The 20,991-nt window shown below is 65.0% G+C and carries 7 protein-coding genes, 2 tRNA genes and 3 rRNA genes; 5 read left to right on the forward strand and 7 right to left on the reverse strand.

Translation table 11 applies throughout. The features are described 5' to 3' along the window. Window positions 1–44: 44 nt before the first annotated feature. The 6 genes from B7P44_RS33090 to B7P44_RS33115 form a co-directional block, all read right to left on the reverse strand. A complete protein-coding gene (locus B7P44_RS33090) occupies window positions 45–1,457 on the reverse strand; it encodes a gamma-aminobutyraldehyde dehydrogenase (protein WP_084910258.1) in 1,413 nt (470 codons plus the stop codon). Beyond that, complete coding sequence (locus B7P44_RS33095) at window positions 1,451–2,872, reverse strand: aminotransferase (protein ID WP_084910259.1); 1,422 nt, start codon at window positions 2,870–2,872, stop codon at window positions 1,451–1,453. The genes B7P44_RS33090 and B7P44_RS33095 overlap by 7 nt, the downstream gene beginning before the upstream one ends. 8 nt (window positions 2,873–2,880) lie before the next feature. Beyond that, window positions 2,881–3,906: a TauD/TfdA family dioxygenase gene (locus B7P44_RS33100; RefSeq protein WP_084910260.1), complete on the reverse strand. Its 1,026-nt coding sequence runs from the start codon at window positions 3,904–3,906 to the stop codon at window positions 2,881–2,883. 50 nt (window positions 3,907–3,956) lie between these two features. Continuing rightward, on the reverse strand, window positions 3,957–4,475 hold the full coding sequence (locus tag B7P44_RS33105) for an SET domain-containing protein-lysine N-methyltransferase (RefSeq protein ID WP_084910261.1): 519 nt from the start codon (window positions 4,473–4,475) through the stop codon (window positions 3,957–3,959). A gap of 98 nt (window positions 4,476–4,573) precedes the next feature. Beyond that, entirely contained in the window at window positions 4,574–12,586 is an 8,013-nt protein-coding gene (locus B7P44_RS33110) for a type I polyketide synthase (protein ID WP_084910262.1), read from the reverse strand. A 1,181-nt stretch (window positions 12,587–13,767) separates the two neighbouring features. After that, a complete protein-coding gene (locus B7P44_RS33115; protein ID WP_084910263.1) occupies window positions 13,768–14,205 on the reverse strand; it encodes an ATPase in 438 nt (145 codons plus the stop codon). 667 nt (window positions 14,206–14,872) lie between these two features. Between B7P44_RS33115 and B7P44_RS33125 the strand changes: the two genes are divergently transcribed. The 5 genes from B7P44_RS33125 (at window position 14,873) to rrf (ending at window position 20,110) form a co-directional block, all read left to right on the forward strand. Beyond that, window positions 14,873–16,404: ribosomal RNA gene (locus B7P44_RS33125) — 16S ribosomal RNA — on the forward strand. A 62-nt stretch (window positions 16,405–16,466) separates the two neighbouring features. Continuing rightward, window positions 16,467–16,543: transfer RNA gene (locus B7P44_RS33130), tRNA-Ile, on the forward strand. Between the two features lie 87 nt (window positions 16,544–16,630). Then, window positions 16,631–16,706, forward strand: a tRNA-Ala gene (locus tag B7P44_RS33135). 291 nt (window positions 16,707–16,997) lie between these two features. Continuing rightward, window positions 16,998–19,879: ribosomal RNA gene (locus B7P44_RS33140) — 23S ribosomal RNA — on the forward strand. Between the two features lie 118 nt (window positions 19,880–19,997). After that, a 5S ribosomal RNA gene (gene rrf / locus B7P44_RS33145) occupies window positions 19,998–20,110 on the forward strand. Together the 16S, 23S and 5S rRNA genes with 2 tRNA genes alongside form the textbook arrangement of a ribosomal RNA operon. Before the next feature lie 89 nt (window positions 20,111–20,199). Here rrf and B7P44_RS33150 read toward each other — a convergent pair. Beyond that, window positions 20,200–20,892, reverse strand: coding sequence for a TetR/AcrR family transcriptional regulator (locus tag B7P44_RS33150; RefSeq protein ID WP_084910264.1), 693 nt, complete (start codon window positions 20,890–20,892; stop codon window positions 20,200–20,202). Between the last annotated feature and the right edge of the window lie 99 nt (window positions 20,893–20,991).

Below are 20,991 nucleotides of genomic sequence, written 5' to 3' on the forward strand. Positions count from 1 at the left end.
GGTCGGGTTCTGGAAGTCACGCGCCGCGCGATGCGCCGGGCGCGTCAATGCCGCCACATCACATGGCGCGGCTGCGTGTAGTCGGCAAGGCCGAGCATCGACAGATCGGAGCCATAGCCGGACTGCTTGGTCCCGCCGTGCGGCATGTCGGACGTGTAGGTGAAATGCGCGTTCACCCACGTGACGCCCGCCTCGATGCATGCGGCGAGCCGCATGCCGCGCGCCGCGTCGCGCGTCCACACCGACGACGCCAGCCCGTACTCGGAGTCGTTCGCCCACCGGAGCGCCTGCGATTCGGTGTCGAACGGCGTCAGCGTGACGACCGGGCCGAACGCTTCGCGGCGCATCGGCGCGTCTTCGTGCCGCACGCCGGCGATCACCGTCGGCGCGTAGTAGCAGCCGGGGCCGTCGAGCGGCGCGCCGCCGCACAGCACAGTTGCGTGCGGCAGCGCGGCCGCCTCCTGTACGAAGCGCTCCACGCGCGCGCGATGCGCGGCGCTGACGAGCGGTCCCATCTCGACGTCTGCGCGATCGGGTGCGCCGACGCGCAGCGTGAGCGCCGCGTCGGCGAGCCGCCGCGCGAGCGCGTCGTAGATGCCGCGCTGCGCGTAGATCCGCGTCGCGGCGGTGCAGTCCTGCCCGGCGTTGTAGAAGCCCGCGTAGCGGATGCCGGCGACGACTGCGTCGAGATCGGCGTCGTCGAACACGAGGACGGGCGCCTTGCCGCCGAGTTCGAGATGCGTGCGCTTGAGGTTGCCGGCTGCCGCTGCGAGCACGGACTTGCCTGCCTCGACCGAGCCCGTCAGCGAGATCATCCGCACGCGCGGATGTGCGGCGAGCGCGCGGCCCACCGTCGCGCCGTCGCCGGGCACGACGTTGACGACGCCCGCGGGAAAGAGGCGCGCGAGCGTCGCTTCGAGTGCGACGATCGACAGCGGCGTCCACTCCGACGGCTTGAACACGACCGTGTTGCCGGCCGCGAGCGCCGGCGCGAGCTTCCACGCAGCCATCATCAGCGGGTAGTTCCACGGCGCGATCTGCGCGACGACCCCGACGGGATCGCGCCGCACCATGCTTGTGTGGCCCGCGACGTACTCGCCCGCGGACGGCCCGCTCGCGGTGCGCGCCGCACCCGCATAGAAGCGGAAGCAGTCGGCGACGGCGGGCAGCTCGTCCTGCACGACGAGATGAAGCGGCTTGCCGGTGTTGCGGCTTTCGATGCGCGCGAGCGTGTCCGCCTGCCGCTCGATCTCGTCGGCGAGCGCGAGCAGCAGGCTCGCGCGCGTCTGCGGCGTCGTCGCGCGCCAGGCGGGGAATGCCGCTTCGGCTGCCGCGACGGCGCGCTCGACGTCGGCGACGCTCGCGGCGGCGGGCGACGCGAGCGGCTCGCCCGTGGCCGGATCGACGAGGGAGAGGGGCTCGCCGCTACCTTCGATGCAGATGCCGTCGATCAGCATGTCTCGCTTTCCTCGCGAACGGGTGTGCATTCCGCGAGCTCGCGCTGCGTGCGCTCGAGCGCCGTCGCGAGAATCGCGCAGATCTCGTCGATGTCGGCGCGGGTAACGGTGAGGGGCGGCGACAGGATGCACATGCTCTCGTACGGCCGCACGAGGAGGCCCATCTCTTCGCAATGGCGATCGACGCGCTGGGCGATCGCGATGTCCGCCGGCGTCGGCACCGCGCCCGTCGCGCCTGCGCCGCTCGTGCATTCGATGCATGCCATCAGGTGGTCGCCGCGCACGTCGCCGACGATGGGGAAGCGCCGCAACGTTTCGAGCTGGCGAATGAAGTACGGGCCGACGTCGCGCACGTGCTCGCAGATCCGTTCGCGCTCCATCAGCTCGATGTTCGCGAGCGCGGCCGCGCAGGCGACCGGATGGCCCGAATACGTGAAGCCGTTCGTGAACACGCCGTTGCCGTACGCGCGCTCGCCGGACACCGCAGCGACGAGCCGCTCCGAGATCAGCACCGCGCCGAGCGGCTGATAGCCGGACGTGAGCCCCTTCGCGACGACGATCATGTCGGGCTCGATGCCGAAATGCGCTTGCGACGCGAAGAAGTGGCCGACGCGGCCGAAGCCCGTGACGACTTCGTCGGAGATGTACAGGATGTCGTGCCGCCGGCAGCGCTCGCGCATCGCCGCGAGGTAGCCGGGCGGCGGCACGATCACGCCGCCCGACGCGAGGATCGGCTCGGCGATGAAGCAGGCGATGCGATCGGCGCCGAGCGTCGCGACCAGCGTATCGAACTCGTCGACGAGCATCGCGCAGAACGCGTCGACGCTCATGCCGGCCGGCCGCCGGTACGGATTCGGCGACGACAGGTGATGGACGATCGTGTCGTCATAGTGGAAGCACGTGCGGTCCCACGCCTTGCCGGACACCGACGCGGCGAGGTACGTGCTGCCGTGGTATGCGTCGCCGCGCGTGACGATGTGGCGCTTCTGCGGGCGGCCGGTCGCGCCGAAGTAGTAGTGCGCGAAGCGCAGCGCCGATTCGACCGCGGTCGAGCCGCAGGTGGTCAGGTGCACGCGCTTCAGGTCGCCGGGCGCGAGTTCGGCGAGCCGCGCGCCGAGCGCGGCGGCCGGCTCGTTCGTCATCGCGCCGAACGGCGTGTAGAACGGCATGCGCAGCGCCTGGTCGCGGATCGCGTCCGCGATCTCGCGCCGGCCGTAGCCGACCGTCACGCACCACATGCCGCCGATCGCGTCGAGATAGGTGCGGCCTTCGGCGTCGGTCACGCGCGTGCCGTGCGCGTCGACGACGACGGTCGGCGTCTCGCGGCCGAGCGCGGTCAGGTCGGCCCACGGGTGCAGCAGGTGGCGCGTGTCCTGCTGCGCGCTCGTGACGGGAGTATCGATTCGGTATGCCATCTGAAACCTCAGTCGGTCAGGCTGACGAGATGCAGCCGCGGCCCGGAGAACGCGAAGCGGCCGTGCTGCACGTAGATGTTGTCGAGCACGAGCACGTCGCCCGGCCGCATCGCGACCGCGCGCGACGTGCGCCACAGTGCCGCGCGCAGCTCGGTGACGAGCTCGGGGTCGATCGGCTCGCCGTCGCCGTACGTCGTCGTCGCCGGATAGCGCGCCTCGTCCCAATCGGACGGGAAGAGCGGATGGCTGCGCCAGTACGACGCGTTCAGCTCCGTCACCTGGTTGAACCACAGCGGCGCGCCGCCCGCGGGGTCGTCGAGGAACGCGTCGTGCACGTAGCCGTAGCCGAGGCCGGCGTCGTCGAGCCAGCGGTGGTCGTAGCCCTTGTCGCGCATCAGCGCGTCGACCGCGTCACGGTCGCGCACGCCGAACGTGTCCATCCAGCCGATTTGCGTCGGCGTCGATTCGCGCGGCAGATAACGGTGATAGCCGATCCGCCTGCGCTCGAACCTTGCGAGAATCTCGTCGGGGATCTGCCCGGCGGCGAGCCGGATGTCGTTGATCGGCACTTCGCCGCCCGCGTCCGCGGCGGCCGCGCAGAAGAAGAACACCTTGCGCGGCGGATTCGGCAGATAGGCCATTTCGTTGTGCGGCGCCATCGTGATGCGCGGATCCTCCTGGCTCGCGAGGAGTGCGTAGCCCGCGTCGCGCGCCCGCACCGCGATGCCGCCGTCGTAGCTGTGCGGCGCGTAGCCGAGCGCCTGCATGAACGCGTCGAAGCCGGCGCGGTCCGCGATCGGCAGCCCGCGGAACAGCAGCGCGCCCGTGTCGGGCAGGCGTGCGTCGATTGCGGCGCGGCAGAGCGCGGCCGCTTCGGCCGGCGTCTCGGCGGCGCGCGCGAGCCCGAGCGCCAGATCGTTCGCGATCGGAATCGTCACCGGCACGCGCGGGCTGTCGGCGCCGGCGAGATACGCGCGGCCACGGACAGGCACCTGGCGCGGGTCGTGTTCCTGCAGTTCGATGAAGCCATCCATAACGCGTTTCCCCATTCTGTTGATGAAGCGGGCGCGGTGGCGCGCGCCGCTCACACGAGCGTGTGCGTCTGCAATCCGGCCAGGAACACCTGCCCGGTTTCATTCGGCAGTTCCTTCGCGCCCGTGATCCAGCGCCGGCAGTTCGGCGCGCCGCAGTGGCATTCGAACTGGCGCATCAGCACGTCCTCGGTCGACGCGTAGTCCATCGTCAGCATCTCGCCCGCCGCGATGTCGCGCAGCGACCAGAGCTCGAAGCCGGCCATGTCGAGGCGCACGTTCGGATCGCACGAATGCAGCAGCAGCCCGCTGAAATGCGGGTCGTACAGGTGCGTGTGGGTGTTGATCTGCAGCGTGTGCAGCCGGCAGAACGCGGTGATTTGCCCGGACACGCGCGCCATCCGCCTTCCGCGCGCGACCGCCTTCAGCGCGCGGACGCCCGCGCCGCGGCCGTCCTGCGTCTGGATGATCTGGAACGCGTCGGTCGACGGATAGCCGTCTTCGATCATCAGGTCGGACGACGGGTAGATCCCCGTGCATTGCTGGACGGGTTCGATGAGGGTGATGCTCATGCTGCTCTCCTTGACTGGATTGGCGCGCCGGGCGGGAGCGCCCGGCGACCTCTTCTTTGCGGCCGCGTCTGAATGCGCGGTTGACGGGAAGGACGGATCTATTCGTCCGCGATACCGGCGACGTTCCGCATCCGGCGGGCCAGCTCGCCGATCTTCAGCGTCGGCGATGCGAGCGTCGAAAGCGGTATTTGCACACCGAATTTCTTGAAAAAGCCGTTGCGCATCTGCGCGAGATCGAGCGAATCGAGCCCGAGCGTCGCGAGATCGAGCCGCTCGTCCCAGCGGCTCACGTAGTCTTCGAGGAACGTGCGAACGGGGTCGCGTGAGCTTGCGGGGCGCGCGGATTCGTTCGCCGGCTGTATCGAGCGTGCCGGGTCCGGGCCGCCGTCGATGCGAATGGCGGCCGCCGTGCGCGGCGCGGGCGTGCTCGCCGTCGCGGCGACGGACGCATCGCCGCGCGCGATCTCGGCGACGATCGGCGCGTCGCGCCACGGCGAGCGCGGCCAGTCGACGTCGCACACCGCGAACTGGCGTCCGGCCGTCGCGCCGGCAAGCGCGTCGGCGAGCAGCGCGCCGAGCGCGGCGAAAGCGGCGTCGGGCGCGAGCGGGCGCTCACCGTCCTGAATTGCGCGACGCAGCGCCCGGTCGTTGCGCGCGCTCATCCCGACTTCGGCCCAACTGCCCCACTGGATGCTCAGCACGGGCGGCTGGCCGGCCGTTCCGGGCTGCGGGGGCTGCGGGGGCCAGCAGGCGAGCTGATCGAGCCACGCGTTCGCGGCCGCGTAATTCGCCTGGCCCGGCACGCCGAGCAGCGCGCTCGTCGACGAGAACGCGACCGTCCAGCGCGTGCGCCAGCGCGGTGCGTGCGCGAGCAGCGCGGCGAGGCTCTGCTTCGGCGCGAGCACGCGGCGCAGCCGCGCGTCGTCGAGATTCGCGATGAGGCCGTCGTCGAGCACGCCGGCGAGATGGAAGATGCCTTCGACTTCATCGATCGATTCAAGCGCGGCGTCGAGCGCGTGCGCGTCTTCGAGATCGACCGATACGGCGCGCACGCCGCGCGGCGCGGAGGCGGCGTCGCGGCACAGCGCGACGATCCGGCCCGGCGGCACCTGCTGCTCGTCGATCAGCCAGTCGACGAGCGCGCGGCCGACGCCGCCCGTTGCGCCGGTGACCAGATATGGGCCGCCTGCCGCGCCGAGCGCGCCTGCGGGCAACGTCGGCGCCGCGTGCGGCAGCAGGCGCGGCACGCAGATCCGGCCGGCGCGGCGCAGCAGCCACGGTTCGTTCGCAAGGTGCGCGGCGTCGCGCGCGAGTTCGGCGGCCCAGCGCGCATCGGCGGCGCGCGGCGCGAGATCCGGATGATCGTCGGCGAGCACGAGCCGCACGCGCAGCGCCTCATGCTCGGCGCTCGCGACGCGCGCTGCGCCGACGAGCGGGCCGCTTCGCGCGTCGGCCGGCAGCACGAGCGTCAGCGTGCCCGCGCATTCGCGCGCGGCGAGCGCCTGCCACAGCCTGACGACGCCCGCGCATTGCGCGACGCCGAGCGGATCGTCGGCCGCGCCGATGCACAGCAGCGCCGCGTGGCCGTCGCTCGTGCGCAGGCGCGGCGCGAGCCATTCGAACACGTCGGCTTCGCGGCCCGTCGTGTAGACCGCGCACTCGGGCAGCGGCGCAGTGTTCGTCGCATCCACGACGATCGGCGCGCTCGGCTGCCAGTGCAGCGCGAACGTCGGTGCGGGCGGCGTCGTGCGCGCATCGCGTTGCGGCCGCAACCAGGCGGCCACGCGTGCGACGATCTCGGCTTCGCATCGCATCATGAAGTCGTGGCCGCCCGGATACGCGTGCCGGCCCGCGAGCGGTGCGGACGAGATCCGCGCCCAGTCGCCGGCGAGCCGCCAGTCGAACGCCGGATCGCTTTCGCCGCCGTGAATCTGCAACGGGATCGTCAGCAGCGGCTGCCGGCCGCCGTCGCGCCAGCGCTGCGCGATCCGGTGCGCGGTGCGCGTATCGGCGTCGAGGTCGGCTTCGAGCACCGGCCGGAAGATTTCCTGCCACAACGGATCGTCGCGCAGCGCAGCGGGGACGAGCAGGAAGCTGTCCGCGGGCGCGTCGATCGCGGGCTGCTCGAGGAGCGGCGCACGGCCGACGACGACGAGCCCCTTCACCTGGCCGCTCGCCGCCCATGCGCGCAGCGGCCCGGCCAGCAGCTCGGTCGCGGCCGCGCCGCCGTAGCTCAGACCGCAGAACGCGACGGGCAGGTCGCCCGCATCCGCGACGATCGCGGCGGCGATCGCGTCGCGCGCGGCGAGGTCGTCGGTGTCGTCGTGCGCGGGCGATTCCTCGGCGCGCGCGTTGCGGCCGGGCCATTCGATCGCGACGATGTCGAGCCAGGCGGGCGCGGTGCGCGCCCAGCCGTCGAAGCTGCGGCTGCTGCCGCCCGCGTACGGGAAGCAGTACAGCTTCATGCGCGGCCGGCGGCGCGGCCTGGGTCGCGCGAGCCAGCGCGATGCGGGAGCGTGCGGCGGGTCGATGCGGGAAGCGCACGCGCATTCGCATTCGCTGGAGCATGTCCCCGTCGACGCTTCGGCCTCGACCGAAGCGGGCGCCGTGTCGACATAGATCGACGCTTCCGGCCTGGTCCAATAGCTGTCGGGTTCGAACGCATACGCGGGCAGCGGTGCGCGCGCGAGCGCGCGGCCGGGCGACGCGGCCTCGTGCGCGTGGTACGCGCGCCAGTCGATCGGCACGCCCGCGCTCCACAATTCGCCGATCATGTTGCAGAAGTGCTCGGCATCGTTCGTTTCGCTGCGCGCGGCGGGCAGCGCCGGCAGCACGCGCGGCGCGTGCGCTCCGATGTCGGCGCCCGCCGCGAGGTGCTTGCCGATCAGGCTGCACAGCACGGTACCGGGGCCGATTTCGAGCACGACGTCGGGCTGCCAGCGCAGCAGGGCGGCGACGTTGTCCGACCAGCGCACCGGCTCGAGCAGATGGCGCGCCCAGTAGTCGGCCGATGCGGCGTCGGCGCCGAGCCAACCGCCCGACACGTTGCACGTCATCGGAATCCGCGGCGTCGCACCGTCGATGCGCTGTGCGGCGAGCGCATCGGCGACGGGCTGCATCAGCGGCGTATGGAACGGGTGCGACACCGGCACCGGCCGGCATCGGCAATCGAGCGCGGCGAGCGCGCGTGCGGCGTCGGCAAGCGCCGGTTCGGCGCCTGCGAGCACGAGCGTGCCTGGCGCGTTGCGCACCGCGATCCAGAGATCGGCGCGCTGCGCGATCCACTGCTCGATGCGCGCTTCGTCGCCCGTCACGGCGAGCATGCCGCCGCGCGCGTGCGTGCCGTCGGCCGCGGCGAACCTCGTCAATGCGTCGGTCGCGCTCGCGCGCGCCGCGACGAGCGCGGCCGCCTGGTCGAGCGTGAGCGCCTCGGCGGCGACCGCGGCCGCGTACTGGCCGATGCTGTGTCCCGCGACCGCGACGGGCCGCACGCCGTACTCGCCGAGCACCGCCGCGAGCGCGTGCTCGACGGCGAACAGCCCGCATTGCGTGACGAGCGGACGGCGCATCGCATCGTCGTCGGCGTTCAGGATCGCGTCCGCGATCGGCGCGCCGAGCGCGCGTTCGAGCGCCGCGCACGCGGCGTCGAAGTGGTGGCGGAAGCGGCCGGCCTCCGCATTCGATCGATACAGCTCGCGCGCCATGCCCGGATGCTGCGAACCCTGGCCGGAGAAGCAGAACGCGATGGTCGCGCCGGGCTTGGCGCGAACCGCTGCGTCGGGCGCGTCGGCAAGCGCGCCGGCGCGTTCCCGGAGCGCGGCGGCCGCTTCAGCCGGCTGCGCGGGCACGGCGACCGCGACCCGCAGCGGATGCGCTTCGCGCGCGACGTGCAGCGTATACGCTGCGGATCCGAGCTCGGCCGCGTCCGTTGTCGCGACGCGCTCGGCGAGCGCGCGCAGGTTGCGTGCGAGTGCGCCCGGCGTGCGCGCGGACGCGGTTATCAGGTGGCGCGCACGCGGCACGCCGTCGGCAGGCGCGGTGGCGCGCGCGGGCGCTTCCTCGACGATCACGTGCGCATTCGTGCCGCCGATTCCGAAGCTCGACACGCCGGCGCGCCGCGGCAATTGCGTCGACGGATCGGCGACCGCCCAGTCGTCGACGTCACGTTGCACGACGAACGGCGACGCATCGTGCCCGACGAACGGCACGAGCTTCGGATTGAGCGTGTCGAAATGCACGGTCGGCACGCGCTGTCGGTGCTGAAGCTGCAACACGGTCTTGATGAGCCCGGTGATGCCGGCCGCGCAGTTCGCATGGCCGATGTTGCCTTTCACGCTGCCGATCGCGCAGCTGCCCGCGATGGGCGCGTCGTCGCCGCGCGTCTGCGCGAATGCGTCGGACAGTCCTTTCAGCTCGATCGCGTCGCCGATCAGCGTCGCGGTCGCATGGCACTCGACGTACGAGATCTGCTCGGAGCGCACGCCCGCCATGTCGAGCGCATCGACGATGCAGCGCCGCTGCGCGTCCGCATTCGGCGCGGTGTAGCCCGCCTTCATCCGGCCGTCGTTCGACAGCCCGACGCCCGAGATCACCGCGAGGATCGGATCGCCGTCCGCTTCGGCGAGATCGAGGCGCTTCAGCACGACCGCGCCGACGGCATCGCCAAACAGCGTGCCGCTCGCGCGCGTGTCGAGCGGCCGCACGTGGCCGTCGGCGCTGCCGACGAGGCCGTCCTCGTGGCAGAAGCCGAAGTTCGGGAACGACAGCGCGGACGCGCCAGCGATCGCCATCTCGCATTGGCCGGCGCGGATCGCCTGCACCGCCTGCGCGACCGCGACGAGCGCGCTGCTGCACGCGGCGCCGACCGACACCGCGGGCCCGCCGAGATCGAGCTGGTACGCGACGCGCGTCGCGATGTAGTCCTTCTCGTTGCCGATCTCGGTGAGCATCAGACGGCCCGGATCGAGCGGCGTGAGCAGACCGCCGCCTTGCAGGTGATGGACGAGATAGCCGTCGATCCCGCAGCTTGCGAACACGCCGGTGCGCGTGCGATAGCGGTTGTCGCTGCGGGCATAGCCCGCGTGTTCGAGCGCGGTCCACGCGACTTCCATGAAGAGCCGGTGCTGCGGGTCCATCAGCACCGCTTCGCGCGGGCCGATGCCGAAGAACAGCGCGTCGAACTTGTCCGCGTCGCCGACCACCTGCGCGGCCGACACCCAGTCCGGATGATCGAGCTGCGCGGCGTCGACGCCCTTCGCGAGCAACTGCTCGCGCGTGAAGCGCGACAGGCTGTCGACGCCTTCCGTCAGATTGCGCCAGAACGCGTCGACCGAGTTCGCGCCCGGGAAGCGTCCGGCCATGCCGACGATCGCGACTTTCGGCGCGTCTGCGGCCGCCGTCGCGCGCGCGGCGTGTGGCTTGCGGGTGTCGTCCGTGCGCGGGCGCGCGGCAGCGTCTCGCGAGCGGCGGCAGTAGTCGGCGAGATCCCGCAGCCGGCTGTGCTGATAGAGGTCGACGACGGCGAGTGTCAGCCCGAGCCGCTCGCCGAGCAGGCCGACCGCCTTCGCGGCGCTCAGTGAATTGCCGCCGAGCTCGAAGAAGTGATCGTCGCGAGCGACCGACGCGACGCCGAGCACGTCGCGCCAGACGTCCGCGAGTCGCGCCTCCAGCCCGTCGCCCGCGACCGGGGCCGCGGTGTCGTGCGAGGCGTTTGTCGCAGAAGTCGGCACAGGCAGCGCGTGCTTGTCGAGCTTGCGCGACGTGCCCGCGCGCAGCGGAAACGCGTCGAGGCCGATGAAATGCGCGGGCACCGCGTATTCGGGCAGCTTCGCGCGCGCTTGCTGGCGCAGCCGCGCGAGCGTCGTGTCGGACGGCGCGCCGTCGACGCCGACGACGTAGGCGGCGAGCGTCGCCGGTTGCCGCGTGTGCGGATCGTCGATCGGCACGACGAGCGACTTGCTGACGCCGTCGACCGCGTCGAGCACGTTTTCGATCGCGTGCAGCAGCACCTTGAAGCCGCGAATCTTCACCGTGTTGTCGATGCGGCCGAGGATCGCGATCTGGCCGTCCGGCAGCAGCCGCGCGCGGTCGCCCGTCCGGTAGACAGGCGCGTCGTGGCCGCGCTCGGCGAGCGCGCGCACGGACGGCAGGAATTTCTCGGCGGTGCGCGCCGCATCGTCGAGATAGCCGGGGCCGAGGCCGGGCGATGCGATGTAAAGCTCACCCGTCTCGCCGGCCGGCACCGCGCGCCCCGTTTCGTCGAGCACCGCGAGCGCACAGCCGGGCAGCGGCCGGCCGATCGGCACGCGCTGGCTGCCGGCGTCGGCGCGCGACGGCAGCAGGTCGGCGTAGCAAACGTCGAGGCTTTCCCACGTGCTGTACGCGTTGACGAGCCGCACCGACGGCGGAAACGCCGCGCGCGCCTTGTCGACGACGCGCTGCGGCACGACCTCGCCCATCAGGAACCACGCGGACATGTGCGCGAGCGCGTCGCGCAGTTGCGCGGCGATGCCGGGGAAATCGAGCACGCTTTCGAGCAGCGACGGCGTGACGACGAGCCGCGTGATGCGTTCCTCGCGCAGCAGCGCGACGAGCCTGGGCGGATCGAAGATCACGTCGTCGCCGATGACGATGGCCGGGAGGCCGAACATCAGCGGCCGCAGGCATTCCCACGCGAGAAACACGTTGAGGCCTTCGCGTTCGCCGTCGGCGTAGGGGTACAGCGCGTCGCGCGCGTGGAAGCAGTAGCTCGTGCCGATGTGCGTCGTGAGAACGGCCTTCGGCTTGCCGGTCGAGCCGCTGGTCAGCGACACGAACGCGATGTCGTCGCGGCGTGCCGCGACGGGCGTCCATTCGCGCTCCGCGTGCGGCGGCCAGGCGTCGACGAGCGTGCAGCGCGCGTCGGGCAGATGCCGGGTTGCGCGCGCGAGCAGCGCGGGGATCGTCGCGATCTGCGCGACGCGGCAGCTCGCGACGAATTCGCCGACGAGCGAATCCGGCCAGCTCTTCTCGAGCAGGCACACCGACGCGCCGATCGACCAGGCGGCGACGATCGTCAGCACGTACTCGGCGCCGTGCGGCAGCAAGACGCCGACGACGTCCTGCCGGGCGACGCCTGCCGCGCGAAACGCGTCGGCGAGATCGACCGCATGCGACGCGAATTGGCGGTAGGTCCACGTGCGCTCGCCGTCCTTCAGCGCGAGCGCATCGGGCGTGCGTACGACGTGCTCGCGAATCGCGGCGAGCACCGAATGCGCATCGCCCCAATCGTCGACCGCGCGCAGGCACGCGGCGACGCGCGTGTCCGCGTCGGGCGCTGCGGCGACGATCGACGCGGGGCGCGCTGCGAGCCACTGCTCGATGTGGCCGGCGACGCTCGCGCACAGCGCCGCGCGGGACGACGGATCCAGAAAATAGAAGTGATTGCCGTCGAACGATTCGACCGGGCAGGCATGGTGCGGCGAAACGTGCGCGCGCCATGCGTGCAGATCGTCGACGGTCGTGCTCGGATCGGCCGCACCGCCGTAGATCGCGCAGGGCGCGCGCATTACGCCGCCGCGCGCGTGCCGATAGGTTTCCGCGAGTCGCAGGTCGGCCCGCAGCGGCGGGAGAACGTAGCGGGCGACGTCGGGATCGTCGAGCACGGCATCCGGGAAGAAGCCCCAGCGCCGCACGGCTTCGACGAAGCCGGCGTCGGGCAGCGCGTGCGTCCGCTGACGCCACGCGTCGGTTGCGCGTTCGCGCGACGGCGCGGGATGGCCCGACAGGAGGACGCCGGCCGGCTGCACGCCGCCGCGTTGCTCGAGCTCGCGTGCCACTTCGTAGGCGAGCAGTGCGCCGAGGCTGTGGCCGAACAGGAACAGCGGCGCCCCGTCGTCGAGCCGCGCGATTTCAGTCGCGAGATCGTCGACGAGAGACGGCCAGTCGTCGTAGAACGGGATGTGCTGGGTCGCGCCCCGACCGGGCAGGCTGAGCGTCGTGAAAGCGAATGCGTCGCCCAGTTCGCGCGCGATGTCGATGTAGCTGGCGTCGCTGCCGCCCGCGAACGGGAACGCGACGATCCGGGCTCGGCTATCGAGAGATCCGTTGCTCGTTGAAACTATTTGCTTCATGAGAACCACTCCAAATGAGCGCCGTCAACCTTGTATCTTTAACCTCAACACCAATCGACGAAACTCGACCAATGGCAAATCGAAAATACTGGCTATAGTGAAGTGAAGCTCGCGGCATCGATTGAAATGCGCGCAGGGTGGCCATTGCTTTGAAATGGCGGTGCGAAATTTGAATCACCCGACAGGATGGTTGCAAGAAGATAACAAATTTATGCGATTTGAAATCTGAGATTTTTCTCAGTTTTTGCTGAATGTCATCTCATTTGATCCTGGTCATACTAAATCACGCATTTATTTTGCATGTATTTTTATGCGCGCTGGCGCTGTCCCGCGTATCCCAGAGTACGACGACTCTCTAATATGGCGAGCAGTCTTGCGACTATCGCTATCCGGTGTCGAGCGCGCGGGTGTTGGCCGGAAAGGCCGGTGCATTGGTCGTGCCGGGGGCCGAGTTGGCGATTGGGCGAGCTTGCTGCCCTCACCCGGTTACCGAAAGGTTGTATGTGTCGGATGCGATTCTATTCGCACCAGTATTGAGTCGGCAACGCTTCCTGAAGGCGTGTCCATGTAAAGGGGGACATCGAATTGATGTAAATCAATAGCTTTTCCATCTCTATGTCGTTGCGCGAAAAGATGCAGTCGCCAGCACGTTACCCCGTATTGACAATTTCATGATTCGTCGAAGTGGTTAATGTGTGGGTGAATTTTTAGGCCGGTCGCGCGAGTGTCGGTGCGATTAACTAGTATGAAATTGGCCATTTTCCCTGGCACTGACGGTTTCTGCGCTTGGTATTTCGACGGCAATCTATGCTCAGGTGGCCGCGGTAAATTTGACGCGTGCAGATGTTAATGCGGACCTGGTGTGCGTCGGGCAGGCGGATCAAGTCCGCCGAGTACTCGCCTACCGGATGGCACCGCTTTTGGGGAGTTGCTGCGTCAGTCCCGGTTGATGCGGGCGAGCTGATTCGATGGGGTTCCGTCGCTCGAGGTGAGCTTTTACGGGAAGCGGGCGGGGGAGCGAGCGGATGTGCGTCAGGCTAACCGTGCTGTCGATCCGGAAGGGCTCGAACAAGGGCTGTTGCTGCTTCTGATATATGGAGGGCGGTGCGGACTGCATCGCCGATCGGAGCAGTGAGCCGATTTGCATGGGCTCACTGCTTGTTGCCGGAGGTCGCGGCTGTTCAATCGTCGAGCAGGGATGGCGGCACGTCGGCGGGATTGGTTTCCTGCGCCATGCCGTAATGCGTTTCCGCATCGTCGATCATCACGGTCGCGACGTCGATCAGTTCATCGAGGCGCTGCAGCAGCGCATCGCGCCACTCCGCGTCCTCGTCACGTTCGGGCGTCTTGTCCAGCTGTTCGACGATCGATTCCGCAGTCTGCAGGAAGGGGATCGCCTGCTGGTAGTTCTCGATGGCCACCAGTGCGGCGTTGCGCGCGCCGACCAGCAGTTCCCGGTAATCATCCGCCGGCTCGGATTGTCCCCCGATACGAGGCAGCACATTTGAAATGCGTTGCAGGAGCGGTGGGACCTGTTCCTCCAACGCGGCGGCGCGTTGGCGTAGTGCTGCGTATTCGGCGCGGAGATCGGCTTCGTCAGATTGAGTGGAGCTGTCCATCGTTGGTCATTGTGCGTGGTGCGATCGCGGCATGATACTCGACGGCGCATTCGACCTTCATCCCATAAATGGGATCCTGTATGGAGGCGTGGCGCCGGGGAGGTCAATCAGGTGCGGGCAGCACGATCGGGTTTGTGCGGTGCGTCCCGTACGTTTCATCTATATATAGAGAGACGTGCGTTATTGGACAACGTGCTTAACGTGGGCTTTTGAATTTATTTCACGAAACCCCTTGCGCAGAACGTAGGACGTGCCTAGAATCACGCCTCTTTCGCGCTAACGGCAACGCGGCGCGGAAGAGGGGAAGCGAAGCGGTTCGGGTGTCTGGATTCAGGCGCCGGGGTCGCCGAGGAAGATGAACCCCGCAGTCGCAACGATGTAGTAAAAAAAGTTGTTGACGAACTGCGAAACAGAGTTCATAATCTCATTTCTCTGCTGCTGACAACGCAGCGCTGCCGAGAAAGCGGTACTTCTCGCAGAAATGCTCTTTAAAAATTAACAGCCGATAAGTGTGGGCGCTTGATGACAGCGAGCCGATCCTTGGATCGGATTAGCAAAAGTATCAAGAGTCTCACACTAAAGTAAGTCAGGTTTATGAAGCAATTCATATTCCTGTCAGCTTTGAGTGAGCGACCGGTTCTACGGAACCGAAAACAGTAACAGGTTTGAACTGAAGAGTTTGATCCTGGCTCAGATTGAACGCTGGCGGCATGCCTTACACATGCAAGTCGAACGGCAGCACGGGTGCTTGCACCTGGTGGCGAGTGGCGAACGGGTGAGTAATACATCGGAACATGTCCTGTAGTGGGGGATAGCCCGGCGAAAGCCGGATTAATACCGCATACGATCTACGGATGAAAGCGGGGGACCTTCGGGCCTCGCGCTATAGGGTTGGCCGATGGCTGATTAGCTAGTTGGTGGGGTAAAGGCCTACCAAGGCGACGATCAGTAGCTGGTCTGAGAGGACGACCAGCCACACTGGGACTGAGACACGGCCCAGACTCCTACGGGAGGCAGCAGTGGGGAATTTTGGACAATGGGGGAAACCCTGATCCAGCAATGCCGCGTGTGTGAAGAAGGCCTTCGGGTTGTAAAGCACTTTTGTCCGGAAAGAAATCCTTGATCCTAATATGGTCGGGGGATGACGGTACCGGAAGAATAAGCACCGGCTAACTACGTGCCAGCAGCCGCGGTAATACGTAGGGTGCGAGCGTTAATCGGAATTACTGGGCGTAAAGCGTGCGCAGGCGGTTTGCTAAGACCGATGTGAAATCCCCGGGCTCAACCTGGGAACTGCATTGGTGACTGGCAGGCTAGAGCATGGCAGAGGGGGGTAGAATTCCACGTGTAGCAGTGAAATGCGTAGAGATGTGGAGGAATACCGATGGCGAAGGCAGCCCCCTGGGCCAATACTGACGCTCATGCACGAAAGCGTGGGGAGCAAACAGGATTAGATACCCTGGTAGTCCACGCCCTAAACGATGTCAACTAGTTGTTGGGGATTCATTTCCTTAGTAACGTAGCTAACGCGTGAAGTTGACCGCCTGGGGAGTACGGTCGCAAGATTAAAACTCAAAGGAATTGACGGGGACCCGCACAAGCGGTGGATGATGTGGATTAATTCGATGCAACGCGAAAAACCTTACCTACCCTTGACATGGTCGGAATCCCGAAGAGATTCGGGAGTGCTCGAAAGAGAACCGGCGCACAGGTGCTGCATGGCTGTCGTCAGCTCGTGTCGTGAGATGTTGGGTTAAGTCCCGCAACGAGCGCAACCCTTGTCCTTAGTTGCTACGCAAGAGCACTCTAAGGAGACTGCCGGTGACAAACCGGAGGAAGGTGGGGATGACGTCAAGTCCTCATGGCCCTTATGGGTAGGGCTTCACACGTCATACAATGGTCGGAACAGAGGGTCCCAACCCGCGAGGGGGAGCTAATCCCAGAAAACCGATCGTAGTCCGGATTGCACTCTGCAACTCGAGTGCATGAAGCTGGAATCGCTAGTAATCGCGGATCAGCATGCCGCGGTGAATACGTTCCCGGGTCTTGTACACACCGCCCGTCACACCATGGGAGTGGGTTTTACCAGAAGTGGCTAGTCTAACCGCAAGGAGGACGGTCACCACGGTAGGATTCATGACTGGGGTGAAGTCGTAACAAGGTAGCCGTATCGGAAGGTGCGGCTGGATCACCTCCTTTCTAGAGCTATCTCGCGAAGTTGAGCGCTCACGCTTATCGGCTGTAAATCAAGACAGACTCAGGGGTCTGTAGCTCAGTCGGTTAGAGCACCGTCTTGATAAGGCGGGGGTCGTTGGTTCGAATCCAACCAGACCCACCAATTGTCTGACGTGTCGGTGATCGTTAGCGCTTCAGCGCTTACGAGCGCCCCATGCCGACAGGCTGAAACCCTGGGAAGTCTCTGTATGGGGGCATAGCTCAGCTGGGAGAGCACCTGCTTTGCAAGCAGGGGGTCGTCGGTTCGATCCCGTCTGCCTCCACCAATCTTCAATGACAAACATTCGAATGATGATTGTTCGAGTCTTTGTCATTGGCGATTGAGCCAGTCAGAGTGATATGAGTAACACCATATCGGCTGTCGTTCTTTAACAATCTGGAAGAAGTAAGTAATTTGGATAGCGGAAGCGTCTTTGAGATGGACGTGGAAACTATCCGGGTTGTGATTGTATCGATGTATCTCAAGATGATTCGAACTCTATGTTTGACTCAATTGGAATACGGCACAACGCGAGAACTCAACCTGTAACAGTCGTCGCAAGACAGACTCGTTATAGGGTCAAGCGAACAAGTGCATGTGGTGGATGCCTTGGCGATCACAGGCGATGAAGGACGCGGTAGCCTGCGAAAAGCTACGGGGAGCTGGCAAACGAGCTTTGATCCGTAGATGTCCGAATGGGGAAACCCGGCCCTTTTGGGTCATCCTAGACTGAATACATAGGTCTAGTGAAGCGAACGCGGTGAACTGAAACATCTAAGTAACCGCAGGAAAAGAAATCAACCGAGATTCCCAAAGTAGTGGCGAGCGAAATGGGATGAGCCTTGCACTCTTTATTTGTATTGTTAGCCGAACGCTCTGGAAAGTGCGGCCATAGCAGGTGATAGCCCTGTAGGCGAAAACAGTATGAAAGAACTAGGTGTGCGACAAGTAGGGCGGGACACGTGAAATCCTGTCTGAAGATGGGGGGACCATCCTCCAAGGCTAAATACTCGTGATCGACCGATAGTGAACCAGTACCGTGAGGGAAAGGCGAAAAGAACCCCGGGAGGGGAGTGAAATAGATCCTGAAACCGCATGCATACAAACAGTCGGAGCCTCGTAAGGGGTGACGGCGTACCTTTTGTATAATGGGTCAGCGACTTACGTTCAGTAGCAAGCTTAACCGTATAGGGCAGGCGTAGCGAAAGCGAGTCCGAATAGGGCGTTCAGTTGCTGGGCGTAGACCCGAAACCAAGTGATCTATCCATGGCCAGGATGAAGGTGCGGTAACACGTACTGGAGGTCCGAACCCACTAACGTTGAAAAGTTAGGGGATGAGCTGTGGATAGGGGTGAAAGGCTAAACAAACTTGGAAATAGCTGGTTCTCTCCGAAAACTATTTAGGTAGTGCCTCGTGTCTCACCTTCGGGGGTAGAGCACTGTCATGGTTGGGGGGTCTATTGCAGATTACCCCGCCATAGCAAACTCCGAATACCGAAGAGTGCAATCACGGGAGACAGACATCGGGTGCTAACGTCCGGTGTCAAGAGGGAAACAACCCAGACCGCCAGCTAAGGTCCCCAAATATAGCTAAGTGGGAAACGAAGTGGGAAGGCTAAAACAGTCAGGAGGTTGGCTTAGAAGCAGCCACCCTTTAAAGAAAGCGTAATAGCTCACTGATCGAGTCGTCCTGCGCGGAAGATGTAACGGGGCTAAGCTATATACCGAAGCTGCGGATGCGAGCTTTGCTCGCATGGTAGGAGAGCGTTCCGTAAGCCTGCGAAGGTGCCTTGTAAAGGGTGCTGGAGGTATCGGAAGTGCGAATGCTGACATGAGTAGCGATAAAGGGGGTGAAAGGCCCCCTCGCCGTAAGCCCAAGGTTTCCTACGCAACGTTCATCGGCGTAGGGTGAGTCGGCCCCTAAGGCGAGGCAGAAATGCGTAGCTGATGGGAAGCAGGTCAATATTCCTGCACCATTGTTAGATGCGATGGGGGGACGGATCGCGGAAGGTTGTCCGGGTGTTGGAAGTCCCGGTCGCTGCATTGGAGAAGGCGCTTAGGCAAATCCGGGCGCAGGATTCAAGGGTGTGGCGCGAGCTCCTTAGGGAGCGAAGCAATTGGAAGTGGTTCCAAGAAAAGCCTCTAAGCTTCAGTCTAACGATGACCGTACCGCAAACCGACACAGGTGGGCGAGATGAGTATTCTAAGGCGCTTGAGAGAACTCGGGAGAAGGAACTCGGCAAATTGGTACCGTAACTTCGGGATAAGGTACGCCCTTGTAGCTTGACTGGCCTGCGCCAGGAGGGTGAAGGGGTTGCAATAAACTGGTGGCTGCGACTGTTTAATAAAAACACAGCACTCTGCAAACACGAAAGTGGACGTATAGGGTGTGACGCCTGCCCGGTGCCGGAAGATTAAATGATGGGGTGCAAGCTCTTGATTGAAGTCCCGGTAAACGGCGGCCGTAACTATAACGGTCCTAAGGTAGCGAAATTCCTTGTCGGGTAAGTTCCGACCTGCACGAATGGCGTAACGATGGCCACACTGTCTCCTCCCGAGACTCAGCGAAGTTGAAGTGTTTGTGATGATGCAATCTACCCGCGGCTAGACGGAAAGACCCCATGAACCTTTACTGTAGCTTTGCATTGGACTTTGAACCGATCTGTGTAGGATAGGTGGGAGGCTATGAAACCGGAACGCTAGTTTCGGTGGAGCCGTCCTTGAAATACCACCCTGGTTTGTTTGAGGTTCTAACCTTGGCCCGTGATCCGGGTCGGGGACAGTGCATGGTAGGCAGTTTGACTGGGGCGGTCTCCTCCCAAAGCGTAACGGAGGAGTACGAAGGTACGCTAGGTACGGTCGGAAATCGTGCTGATAGTGCAATGGCATAAGCGTGCTTAACTGCGAGACCGACAAGTCGAGCAGGTGCGAAAGCAGGTCATAGTGATCCGGTGGTTCTGTATGGAAGGGCCATCGCTCAACGGATAAAAGGTACTCTGGGGATAACAGGCTGATACCGCCCAAGAGTTCATATCGACGGCGGTGTTTGGCACCTCGATGTCGGCTCATCTCATCCTGGGGCTGTAGCCGGTCCCAAGGGTATGGCTGTTCGCCATTTAAAGAGGTACGTGAGCTGGGTTTAAAACGTCGTGAGACAGTTTGGTCCCTATCTGCCGTGGGCGTTGGATATTTGAAGGGGGCTGCTCCTAGTACGAGAGGACCGGAGTGGACGAACCTCTGGTGTACCGGTTGTCACGCCAGTGGCATCGCCGGGTAGCTATGTTCGGAAGAGATAACCGCTGAAAGCATCTAAGCGGGAAACTCGCCTTAAGATGAGATATCCCTGGGGACTAGATCCCCTTGAAGGGTCGTTCGAGACCAGGACGTTGATAGGTCAGGTGTGTAAGCGCAGTAATGCGTTCAGCTAACTGATACTAATTGCCCGTAAGGCTTGATCCTATAACAAGTCTGTTTTACAGAGCGGTTGAATGACCGCGATGTGCTGATACGCACAACCCAAGATTACTGCTTCTTCCCAGATTGGTCGCGCTGCGAAGCCGCGCGACAACCCTCTTTGCCTGATGACCATAGCGAGTCGGTCCCACCCCTTCCCATCCCGAACAGGACCGTGAAACGACTCTACGCCGATGATAGTGCGGATTCCCGTGTGAAAGTAGGTAATCGTCAGGCTCCCTTAGCCAGAAACCCCCGCCCATCCGGCGGGGGTTTTTGCATTTCCAGCGCCAGAAATATCTCCGACGACCGCGCGGCATTGCCGCCTATCGTTTCGCGTTCGGCGAAACCGCTCCGCACGCACGAATCACGAGCTGCACGACCTGCTCGGTTTTCTCCGCGAACGCCTTCTGCGTCAGCGCGCGCTTGCCGCTCAGCGCGCGGATCTGCGCATCGAAGTCCGCATAATGCTGGGTCGTCGCCCAAATCAGATACATTAGCGCCTGCGCGTCGATCGGCGCGAGCAGCCCGCGCGCGACCCAGTCGTCGATCACCTTCACACGCGTATCGAACCACGGCTTGACGCGCTGCGCCAGGATGTCCTGCATGTGCTCCGCGCCGTGGATGATCTCGTTGGCCCAGACCTTCGAGCCCAGCGGCCGCCGGCGCGACAACTCCATCTTCGCTCGCACGTAGCCGCCGATCGCTTCGACCGGATCGTCGCTGTTCTCGAACGTATTGGCCGCCCGATGCCAGTCCTCGAACAGGTCTTCGAGCACCCGGCGGTACAGCGCCAGCTTCGTCGGGAAGTAGTAATGCAGGTTGGCCTTTGGCAGGCCCGCGCGTTCGGCGATCATCGCCGTGCTCGCGCCTTCGAGTCCGCGCTCCGCGAACACGGCTTCGGCGCACGCAAGCAGATGCGCTTCATTCGACTCGCGGATGTGCGCCTTGCGCCGCCGCAAAGGCGTGGGCGTTGCGTCGCTTTCCATCGCTTCGGATACGGCTTCGTCACGTTTCATCGTTGGCCTCGCGCGGCGCGGATGCCGCGTTGCGCTTCATTCTAGCCGCTCGTACACGGGCTGGCACGCACCCGGATCGCGGTGCACATCACGCAATGC

The organism is Burkholderia ubonensis subsp. mesacidophila (genome assembly GCF_002097715.1).
Taxonomy (GTDB): domain Bacteria; phylum Pseudomonadota; class Gammaproteobacteria; order Burkholderiales; family Burkholderiaceae; genus Burkholderia; species Burkholderia mesacidophila.

Bases quoted from the DNA above. Each gene is read 5' to 3' on its own strand.
- B7P44_RS33090 (WP_084910258.1), bottom strand. From the start codon at position 1,457: ATGCTGATCGACGGCATCTGCATCGAAGGTAGCGGCGAGCCCCTCTCC.
- B7P44_RS33105 (WP_084910261.1), bottom strand. From the start codon at position 4,475: ATGAGCATCACCCTCATCGAACCCGTCCAGCAATGCACGGGGATCTAC.
- B7P44_RS33095 (WP_084910259.1), bottom strand. From the start codon at position 2,872: ATGGCATACCGAATCGATACTCCCGTCACGAGCGCGCAGCAGGACACG.
- B7P44_RS33100 (WP_084910260.1), bottom strand. From the start codon at position 3,906: ATGGATGGCTTCATCGAACTGCAGGAACACGACCCGCGCCAGGTGCCT.
- B7P44_RS33110 (WP_084910262.1), bottom strand. From the start codon at position 12,586: ATGAAGCAAATAGTTTCAACGAGCAACGGATCTCTCGATAGCCGAGCC.
- B7P44_RS33150 (WP_084910264.1), bottom strand. From the start codon at position 20,892: ATGAAACGTGACGAAGCCGTATCCGAAGCGATGGAAAGCGACGCAACG.
- B7P44_RS33115 (WP_084910263.1), bottom strand. From the start codon at position 14,205: ATGGACAGCTCCACTCAATCTGACGAAGCCGATCTCCGCGCCGAATAC.